This is a genomic window from bacterium (assembly GCA_037143175.1).
Classification (GTDB): Bacteria; Verrucomicrobiota; Kiritimatiellia; order CAIKKV01; family CAITUY01; genus JAABPW01.
This window is the reverse complement of sequence record JBAWZF010000018.1, coordinates 45,871-56,021: the sequence shown is the minus strand read 5'-3', so window position 1 is coordinate 56,021 and position 10,151 is coordinate 45,871. Positions and strand designations below refer to the sequence as shown.

Genomic DNA, 10,151 nt, shown 5'->3' with positions numbered 1-10,151 from the left:
AGTATTTGAGCCAGAAACGCCAGATTAAAGGAAAATTAGATGCGTCTGCCCTGCTGCGCGCCCTACCTTTGGGATCTAACTCAGCGTGGCATGATTATTGCTTAAATAATACTCTTTATACAATGAATCGATCGAAAATAGGATGTGTTTGCAAAAATTTCTAATCATTTTGATATCAGTGCTGCTGGCGGGATCGGGAGAGGCAATCCCAACGGTGGCGTGGCGTTTTTCGGCCTATCCTTTTCGCACAGTTTTTCGTGTACCGGATGCGGCGCGTACAAATATCATGCTCAAGGTGAATCGTGTGGGTAACATGCCGGTGACCCGGAACGGGTTTCTGGCGTGTAGTCCTGATGGGACTCCGTTGCCACTGCGCGTGTTGCATATGGAGGGAGATGAGGTTGTTCTTGCGCTGGAGGCGCCTCGTTCAGGTGCACCTAACTATGCCGTGTATTACGGGGCCAGTCCAGCCAATGAGTTAGTGGTTCCCCTGGAAGCCGCAGTGGATCCAGAGCCACTGGCTTTCGGATTCATGTCACTTCCTGGAAAAGGGATCCCTTCATCATGGGAGCGACTGAGGCACATGCTTAAGTCTCCACCGGGCCAGATTCGGACCCCATATCGGATGTCGGGTTTCGATGGGATAGGGAAGGAGATGGATCGGATTGAATCTGAAAAAGCCGAAAAAGAAACCAAGGGTAAAAAAGAAGGGAGCCGATTCAAGTCGGGAATGAAGCTGGCCTTAATACGCTCATTTCTGCTCTGCCATCGCGAGGGAACGTATCAATTTGCAGTGAACTGCAAGGACGCCGGTTTTGTGGTGGTGGATGGAGAACTGGCGGCCACCTGGCCCGGCGAACATTTGCCTGGCACCTGGCAACTGGGAGCACCGGTCGCCCTCAAGGCGGGGGTACACCGTTTAGAAGTATTTAACGCGTTTGATGGTGCGCAGCCGAATCTCCGCGTGGGCTGGTTGCCGCCGGGACGCAAGGAATTTGTTCCGTTGGCCGTACCGGATCTGATCGCCTCGTGTGAAGCGATGGAGGCCAGAGCTGAACGCATGGACCGGACGCTCCAGCCCGGTTTTCTGGCGACTTTGGTCCAGGCCTATTCCTTTCGTGGCGATGCCGATGTCTTTGTGACCGTGAAATTTAACAACACCACCGAGAATTGGATCACGCCTGAGATGGTGTCGCGCTGGCAATTTGGCGACGGCGCACAAAGCGATGAACAGAATCCCAGTCATATTTACAAAACCGCTGATGTTTTCAAGGCTTCACTCGAGGTTCGGGATGCATTGGGGTTTGTGGCCAGTTGCAGTGAATCTGTGGATTGTCGTCAAATTCAACCCGAGGAATACGCGGTATCATTCGATATGGTCGGTCTACCCGCCCTGTGTTTTGGCCGTGATCAGGTGGCTCCCTCCCTACGTATCCAGGGAGTTGTGCCAAACGATGTCGTTCTTGACGTAAGCTGGGAGTATCATCTCCGGTCAGGGGCTTCGCAACAGAACCACCAGGAGATTACTCCAAAGAGCCAGGCGCAATTCATACAGCTTGCACCTGTGGCGGCGAGTGAAGTGGAGTCCCTCAACTGGAGCATCAGTCACCGTAAATCAAGGTTGGGCGGAGAATTGATCAAGTTTGTGCGTCCACCATTCGATACACTACCATCACGTCTTGAAGGTGACAGGCTATACGCTGCCGGGGGGACTCGACTGGTACTGGTTCCCGGCTCCGGGGTATCGGAGCTCCGGCGGACGGTTCCGGTTCCGGGTAAAAGTTTTGGTCGACTGGTATGTGTGGATGATTCCCTTGCCGTCATAGGGCTTATTAAACCCGGCTATGAGCCGTTTGATCGCATTCTGGCGCGCCTGCTGGCGGGGCGGGTGGATGAGGTCCGTTATGCGGCGCTCCCCGAATGGACACAATTTTCAGAATCGTATGGTTCGTTACGCAAGTTTGTCGATGTGCCCGCCGCCTTAGAGCGGGAGCGGGCCGATGTTGCCATCCTCACCATCGGTTTAAAGGACATTCTAGAGGTGAAGGATGTTGATGAATTTGAGCGGCAGGTGGCGGCACTGTCGGACATGGTGGCAACGTTGTTGAATATCAAGCTGGTATGGGTGACTCCACCCCCGTATCCTTCCGCCCCTGAGCGTAGCCGGGTGTTTGCCGCAGCGATCCGACGTGTCGCTGACGCACGTGGGATTCCTGTGGCTGACCTGTTCACGGCCTTTAGCTGCGTGAGTGATAGCCGACATGTTTTTTTTCAGGAAAATTCCCTTATGTTGTCGGAGCAGGGACATCGGCTAGCAGGTCAGCAGATTGCCCGGGCGTTGGTGGGGGAGTAATAAAAAGATGTTTCAAAAGTCAGCAGTGAGCAGTCAGCAGTCAGCAGTGACTGTAGGCGATCCCTTGATGCTTAGCCGTTTACGGCCCGAGTGGAGTGCCCGGGTTCCGATCACCAGTGCCCAGCGGACGGTTCTGCTGGCGGCTTGCGGGGTGGTCCTGCTTCTGGCCGTCTGGCAGCCCTGGTTAACCGCCAAGGTATTTGTTTTGACCTCCACTGTCTTCTACGTGATTCACGCCATTTACAAACTGGCTCTGGTCCGTTTCTCCATTTCCGTCAACTCTGAACTCGTCATAGGGGCGGCTGAACTGGCGGCCATACGTGACGAAGAGCTGCCCGTCTATTCGATCATGGTGCCGATGTACCACGAATGCGAATCGGTGAAGCATCTTGTGCAGGCCTTGAGTCAGTTGGATTATCCCGCCGATAAACTCGATGTTCAACTCCTGCTGGAGGCTGACGACAATGAAACCCGCGCCGCAGTGGAGGCGATTACACTGCCTGCGGGGTTCCGGGTCACCGTGATACCGGTTTCTCAGCCGCGAACGAAGCCCAAAGCCTGCAATGTCGGGCTCGATTTCGCACGCGGAGAATACCTGGTGATTTATGACGCTGAAGATCGCCCCGAACGGGATCAGCTCAAGAAAGCGGTTGTCGGGTTTTCGCGTGCTGGTGCGAATACTATCTGTCTTCAGTCACGTCTCAACTTTTACAATCCGCGCCACAATCTGATCACCCGTCTTTTCACGGCGGAATATTCGGCGTGGTTCGATTTATCCCTGCCCGGACTTTCTGCGGTGCAGGCCGTGATCCCGCTGGGGGGGACATCGAACCATTTTGTTACGCGGAGACTGAGGGAGTTGCTGGGGTGGGATGCGTTCAATGTGACAGAGGACTGCGACCTAGGTATCCGGATACAGCGGGCGGGTTATCAGACCAGTATGCTACATACCACGACATGGGAGGAGGCGTGCAGCCGAGTGCGTTTCTGGATCCCCCAGCGGACACGTTGGATCAAAGGCTACATTCAGACCTACCTGGTCCATATGCGCCATCCTCTGCAATTGTTGCGCGAACTCGGTTTGGCGAAGTTCCTGCATTTTCAGTTGGTGGTGGGGTGCAGCACCCTGGCAACCTTGCTTAACCCGTTATTCTGGTTTCTGGCTGTTTTGTGGTTTCTTTTTCGTCTGGATGCCTTGACCAGTTTATTCCCAGGTCCGGTGTTCGCGATGGGGGTACTCTGCCTTTTCGCAGGGAACTTCGCGTTTGTGTACCTGGGAATGATCGGGTGTTACCGGCGGCGGTACTGGGACCTGGTGAGTTATGCACTGCTGGTTCCGTGCTATTGGATTCTGATGAGCTACAGCGGGTGGCGGGCTTTTTTTCAATTCTTTTCCGATCCGTTCAAATGGGAGAAAACCAATCATGGCCTATCCTAAACATGAATCTATATTGTGGCGGTGGGGGCTCTGGGTTAGCCTGACGGTTGTGCTCCTGGCTGCCGGGCTCTACCTGGGACGGGAGGTCGGAACCGAGGGGCTTGTCCGTGAAGGTATTTGTCGGGAACTTCTGGCCGGGTATACGTCAGGCCGGCAGGGAGTGATCAGTTCCGTATGGTGGGGACCTTTCCCGACGCTCGCGATTCTCCCGGTGGCCTTCCTGCTGCCTGCCGCCTTGTCCCTGCCCGCCTGTCTGTTGGTGAGTGCGTTGTTTGGTGCGGCGACTCTGGTCTTGATCGAACAGGCACTCAGGATGTGGGGGGCGGGGCGCTGGCGGTGGGTGCTGTTGCTGGGCGTGGCACTGAATCCTGCTTTTCTTGAGCATTGTTGGACGGGCTCGTCGTTACCCATGGTTACGTGTTTGCTGGTTCTGTCCTTATATAGCGTGACGAGCTGGGTGCACAGACGGCGATTGCTGGACTTGGTCTGGTTCGCCTTTGGTAGCGCCCTGCTTCTGGGAACCGGCTACGAGATGAGTGGATGGGTCTTGGCGGCGGTATGTGTGGTCGCCATTGAAGAGTGGCGTCGTCGTGTGTCCGGGGCCGAAAAACGGGCGGTCTTGCTGGTGGCATTGCTGCCATTGGCCTATATGGTCGCCTTATGGCTGTTGATGTGCTGGTTGATCATGGGGGATCACCTCTATGCGATGAGATCTCTGATGGCGGCGGGCCCCGGACCGGGTAGTGCGCTGATTCTTCCGGATCTTATCTGGTGGAGTTATGCCTGCCTGGCGATTCTGGTGGTCTGGATGCTGGTGCTGGCCCTGCGCGGACATGACCGGGGCGGTGTCTGCCTTGCGGTGCTTGGACTGGCGTTGCCGGGAGCGGCAGGGCTGATGGCCTGGCGGGAACAACTTTGGGATGGGGCGCCGCTCCTGTTGGCCATTCTGCCTGCTGCGGTTATGGCGCTGGGGCACTGGCTGGCAAACCGGGAGCAAGGGGAGACGGCTAATGGGGGGGGCGCGTCGACCCGATGTGACCGCCGTACGGTCGGTGTCTGGCTTCTGGCCTGCCTACCGCTGATCCTGGCTGATATAGTGCCCCTGGCGCTTCCTCCAGGAGCACTGAGGACGGCCTCTGTTCCCAGTGATTCAATGCAAGGGCCCTGGTTACCCGAACTGGAGCGACACATTCGCCTCCAGACACCCTTCGCCAAGGTGTTTGTCTGTGGTTTCGAGAGTTTTGCCCTGTTGCAGAGTCATGTCAGTCCGATCTTTGAACATGCCCTTGATTTCAACTTTGAAAAATCCAAGCGCGATTACCACGGTCATGTTTTGTATATTCTTGTTCCCCGGCCGGAGCAACGTAATGCCATGGAAAGCATTCACTGGAAAAATCGTAATATTTATGTGCAAGGCGGGCCGGATGCCTTGTACGATAGCGACTGGGGTAATTGGCGCTTGTTTGAAATCATTCAGGCAACCATGCCGAGGTAGGAGTGTATGAAGGTGTCACGAGCATTACTATGGATTCTGGGAGGCGCCGCTTTAATAGCGGGGGTGATCGTGTTCGGCTCATGGAATTGGAGGCTGCATGGTGAGTCGGAAATGCGCCTGAGTCGGGCCATGAAGCTTGAGGCCCGCGACCAATCCCTGCGTGCCGAGGTCGCGGCAGGAACCGGTCAAATACGTGAATTGATAGAGTCGTTACAGGTCGCCTCCAACCACATGGACGAAGTCGAACGACAGCTTGAAGTGGAAATAAAAACTCACGATCCGCTGCGACGTCAGATCGAAGAAATGCTGGTGGAGCAAATCAGCATCAAGGACAATCTGAGCAAACGGGAGAAGTCTGTAGCTGGTTTGGATGCTTCCCTTAGCGAGGCACGGAAAACGAACGAGATCCTGCGAGTTCGGCTCGACGGGCAGCGGGATCAGATAGCGAGCTTGGAGAAGGAATTGAAGGGGGCGAGCGAACGTGAGGCCGCCGTAAAGACGCAATGGGGTGAGGCGCGTAACAGCGTGACCGAACTGAAGACCAAACTGAATGAAACTCAGCGGCGCCTGACAGAAAGCGAACGACTGGCCGGCGAACTTCAAAAACAAGCGGCTGTGCCGGAGACGGCCACCAACACGGCAGTTACTGTTTCTTCGCCTTGAATGCGATGTCCCTCGAAAACAGGGGGACGCTGATGGAAAGAATACCCTCCTTGACCTCGACGGTCTCGGTTTTCGTCAGTACCCCCCCGGAGGTTTCCCAGAACTCAACACGGTATAAGCCGTTGCTCATGTTATTCAATCGGGCGACCAGGTTACTGATCACGGGATGAGCATCGGACTCGGCGGTGTCGAAAGCTGGCTCATCATAGATCCAGCCCTGAGCGCGGGTTCCGTTGTTCAGGGAGTAAGCCTGAACATGTGTATTTGGAATATCGGGCCTGGAGAGCACCGGACTGCGGGATAACAAGGTGCGGTCACGCTGGTCTTCGCCTTTCATGAAGCGACTGATAGCCAGGTATTCCGGGTAGTAATTTTCCTCCTCGATCAGACCCCACCACCAGAAGAGCGGGGTACCGGCGAGAGGGATGGAGGTGGAGGCCCAGAGTCCGGCATGCAGGCTGTTTTCGAGGTGTACAAGTCCCTGGGCGAAGGAGGCGCCCCCAAACTCCGTGACCAACACCGGTTTACCGGAGGGATTGTTGAACTGGGCGGTAGCGGACAGGAGGTCGAGAATCTTGAGGATGCGTGGCTCGTTGTGATAGGCGTCCACAGAGGAGTGGGTAATTCCGGGTAGAGCGGTAATATCCATGTTCTGAGCGGAATAGTCAGGGCAATAATGGGTGGTAATAAGGTGCTTGTTTGGATCAAATTCATCGATTGCAGCGGTGGCCATACGATGCCAGTTCACACATTCCGGGGTGCGATAGAATTCCCTAGTGGAACCTGAAATGTTGAGTTCACTCCAAAGTTCCCAGGCAAATACCCTGGTGCTGTAGCCCCAGCGGGCGATGATGTACCGCATCAACTGCCGGAAAGATTTCTGGGCGATGGGATCCGTGAAGTACTCGTCCGGCTTTTCCAGATAACCACCGAGTTTTTTATTGAAAGGATTATATATCCATTCGTTATCCACATAGGTGCTGAATTTTCCGTGGTTGTGAATGACTACATTCAAATAAAGCCCGTTGCGGTCGGCTTCATCAATAACCTTATCCATTTCCCATGCATTCATCAGGTTGTACTGCCCAATGCCGTGGTAGCCGCGCCATACAGGGGACCATTCGAGGCCGAGTGACCAGGCTGCCATCCAGACCTCTGCGATATTCTCCCCGTGCTCGCGCATGTTTGAGAAATGACGTGCATAAGCCGAGGTTCCCTCAGTCCAGCGCTTAACCCAGGGGAATGCACTGTTCATGCGACTATCGGAGGGCGAGCGGATATTGTGGCCAATAGGGAAGAAAAAGTCGCCATTGTCGAATTCGAAGTAACGGCTGTCGGTCTTGGAGACGCGGACATAACCCGGTAACGTGGGGGACTTGGCTACGAAAACGCCGGGACCCCACGTGGCGGTGCCGCAGGCGTCGCGAACCTGCAGGGTATAGCGATAGGTGCCGGCACGGGGAGGCGCATAACGGATTTGCCAGTGGGGCGGCCCCTGGGGGAGGATTTCTTCCCCGGTGGGGGTGATAGTTCGGTAGCAGTCGCGCATATGGAACCCGTCGATGGTGACGGTTTTGCCGTCGGGCATTTCCAGGGTTGCCGTGACGGAAACCTCCTCTGGGTCGAACGGGTTGGCATAGCGGTCCGGGAGGTCGAACGTGACCTCAAACTTTTCGTAACAGGCTACCTGCTGCGCGGAAGGGCGAACATTGCGGATGGTAGGCGGCGTGGTCTCAGGCGGCATCCTTTTGGCGGTAACGTTGCTGAGCGTTCCGGTCAGACTGCCGGGGCCATCAAGAAAGATACGGATACCGAACTCACGGGGCTCCATCAAAGTGCGGGCATTCCAGATGGCGTGGTGTCCTTGCGGCTCCCATTTGGTGGATGCGGGGGACAGGTCGACACGGTAGCGATTCGTAACGCCGGCTGAGGCGTATCCTGGCAGGAGTTGTTGGTACCACAGATAGTCCCAGTCCTTCATGAAGACCAGCACTTGCACATTGGTTGGGGCTTCATCGAGGGCGAGTGTCCAGTTCAAGTCCGACATGCCAAACCAGGTTTTCGCAGGGAGGATCAAGGCAATGTCCCGGTTACCGGGCCCGGTGAGCGTGAATGTGAAGGCGTTGGTGCCAACCGGCACCGGGTTTGTGGAGGTTGCGGGTACAGTTGGGATCGAGAGGCCAAGAGGTATGGCGTCCCTGGAAGCGGGGACATCCTCTGCCACGGTGACGTGGAGTGCGAGTCCGATAAGGGCGATGAAGCTGAGTACGGTTCTTTTCACCCGCACAGAGAACGCCACCGCGCAAAGGAAGTCAATATCGATTTCCATGTTTTGTGAGGTCTCTGCTCTTGTAAAATGAACGGTTTTATTTTACAAAGCACCTCCCTTTGAATCAGGGAATACACAGTCATTAAGGAGAATCTATGAGCAAGCAAGTGAAGAGGGTGGGGATTTTGACGGCAGGTGGCCTGGCGCCGTGCCTGAGTTCGGCGATCGGGTATTTGATTGATGAGTACAGTCGCGTGGCTCCCCAGATTGAGATCATCGGGTATGTCAACGGTTACATGGGCCTGCTGAAAGGGCAAAGCATCAAGGTCACTCCTGCGGTTCGCAAGAACGCCCTATTCCTGACCGAGCATGGCGGTAGTCCGATCGGCAACAGCCGCGTGAAACTCACGAACATCAAAGACTGCATCAAACGGGGCCTGGTCAAGGAAGGCCAGGATCCTCAGCAGGTTGCGGCGGATCAACTCGTCAAGGATGGTGTGGACGTGCTGCACACCATCGGTGGCGATGACACCAATACGGCAGCAGCAGATCTGGCCGCATTTCTTGCGAAGAACAATTACGGCCTGACTGTGGTAGGGCTACCCAAAACCATCGACAACGATGTGTATCCCATTCGCCAGAGCCTGGGGGCGTGGACCGCCGCCGATGAGGGTGCACGTTTCTTCGCCAATGTCGTCAAAGAAAACACCGCCAACCCGCGCATGCTGATCGTCCATGAGGTCATGGGCCGTAACTGCGGATGGCTCACTGCGGCGACCGCCCTGGCGTATCGCAAGCTTCTGGATGGTTCTCATTACCTGCCCGAGTTCGGCCTGACGCGTGAACGCGAGGAGGTTCATGCCGTGTATGTTCCTGAGATGGCTTTCGATGCCAAGGCTGAAGCTGCCCGTCTGCGTGAGGTGATGGATAAAAACGACTGCGTGAACATCTTCGTGTCCGAGGGGGCCTGCGTTGAGACGATCATTGCGGAGTTACAGGCCAAAGGCGAGGAAGTGCCGCGTGATGCGTTTGGGCACCCCCGTTTGGACAAGGTCAACGTGGGCAACTGGTTTGCCAAGCAGTTCGGTGAGATGCTCGGCGCCGAAAAGACCATGGTTCAAAAGAGCGGCTATTACAGCCGTGCGGCGGCCCCGAACAGCAAGGACAAAGTGCTGATTCAAGCCTGCGCAAAGAAGGCGGTCGAGTGCGCGCTGGTCGGTATCGGCGGTGTGGTCGGCGAGGACGAGGACAAGAATGGCGAACTGCGCGCTTGCGAGTTTCCCCGCATCAAGGGCGGCAAGCCCCTCAGTATCGATGTGCCGTGGTTCAAGGAGTTATTGGCGGCTATTGGTCAGCCAAAAGGGGTCAAGGTCGCGGTCAAGCACTAAGCAGAACAATTAACCTAAATAAGGAGAACACTCATGGCTACAATTACACTGAAGGGAACGGCAATTCAGACATCCGGTTCATTACCCAAAGTGGGGGCCAAGGCGCCACCATTTAATTTGACCGGGGTTGACCTGGCCGATATCGGGTTATCGAAATTTGCCGGGAAGAAGAAAGTCCTTAACATTGTCCCGAGCCTGGACACTTCCGTATGTGCTCTCTCGGCTCAGCGCTTTAATCAGGAAGTGTCGACGTTGTCGGATACAGTGGTTTTCAATATCTCCGCGGATCTGCCTTTTGCCCAGAAGCGATTCTGTGAGAGCGCCGGGCTCAAGAATATCATCAACCTCTCCACGATGCGGTCGCCCGCCTTCGGGACAGATTACGGTGTGGTGATTACGACGGGGCCTCTGGCTGGCTTGATGAGCCGTGCCGTGGTTGTCTTGGATCGACAGGATCAGGTTGTTTATACGGAGCAGATCCCTGAGATTGCCCAGGAACCTAACTATGACGCAGCTTTGGCGGCGGTAAAGAAAATGGGCTGAAC

The 10,151-nt window shown here is 55.6% G+C and carries 7 protein-coding genes; 6 read left to right on the top strand and 1 reads right to left on the bottom strand.

The features are described from left to right. Positions 1-148 precede the first annotated feature (148 nt). From WCI03_07930 to WCI03_07915, 4 genes are read left to right on the top strand one after another with little or no spacing between them, the layout of a single operon-like run. Positions 149-2,353 carry a GDSL-type esterase/lipase family protein gene (locus WCI03_07930; protein MEI8139781.1) on the top strand — a complete coding sequence of 735 codons (2,205 nt, stop codon included), beginning with the start codon at positions 149-151 and terminating at the stop codon, positions 2,351-2,353. A 7-nt stretch (positions 2,354-2,360) separates the two neighbouring features. Continuing rightward, on the top strand, positions 2,361-3,791 hold the full coding sequence (locus tag WCI03_07925) for a glycosyltransferase (protein MEI8139780.1): 1,431 nt from the start codon (positions 2,361-2,363) through the stop codon (positions 3,789-3,791). Next, positions 3,778-5,286, top strand: coding sequence for a hypothetical protein (locus tag WCI03_07920; GenBank protein MEI8139779.1), 1,509 nt, complete (start codon positions 3,778-3,780; stop codon positions 5,284-5,286). The genes WCI03_07925 and WCI03_07920 overlap by 14 nt, the downstream gene beginning before the upstream one ends. Before the next feature lie 6 nt (positions 5,287-5,292). Next, positions 5,293-5,949: a hypothetical protein gene (locus WCI03_07915; protein ID MEI8139778.1), complete on the top strand. Its 657-nt coding sequence runs from the start codon at positions 5,293-5,295 to the stop codon at positions 5,947-5,949. On the opposite strand, the gene WCI03_07910 is transcribed toward WCI03_07915, so the two are convergent. Further along, the gene (locus WCI03_07910) at positions 5,930-8,230 is read right to left on the bottom strand and encodes a DUF5060 domain-containing protein (protein ID MEI8139777.1); all 2,301 of its coding nucleotides are present in this window, start codon (positions 8,228-8,230) and stop codon (positions 5,930-5,932) included. The genes WCI03_07915 and WCI03_07910 overlap by 20 nt on opposite strands. A 143-nt stretch (positions 8,231-8,373) precedes the next feature. Here WCI03_07910 and WCI03_07905 point away from each other — a divergent pair, with 143 nt between their 5' ends. Both WCI03_07905 and tpx read left to right on the top strand, forming a co-directional pair. Continuing rightward, positions 8,374-9,606 (top strand): pyrophosphate--fructose-6-phosphate 1-phosphotransferase, encoded by a 1,233-nt coding sequence (locus tag WCI03_07905; protein ID MEI8139776.1) that lies wholly within the window; start codon positions 8,374-8,376, stop codon positions 9,604-9,606. 33 nt (positions 9,607-9,639) lie between these two features. Continuing rightward, complete coding sequence (gene tpx / locus WCI03_07900) at positions 9,640-10,149, top strand: thiol peroxidase (GenBank protein ID MEI8139775.1); 510 nt, start codon at positions 9,640-9,642, stop codon at positions 10,147-10,149. The last annotated feature ends 2 nt before the right edge of the window (positions 10,150-10,151 follow it).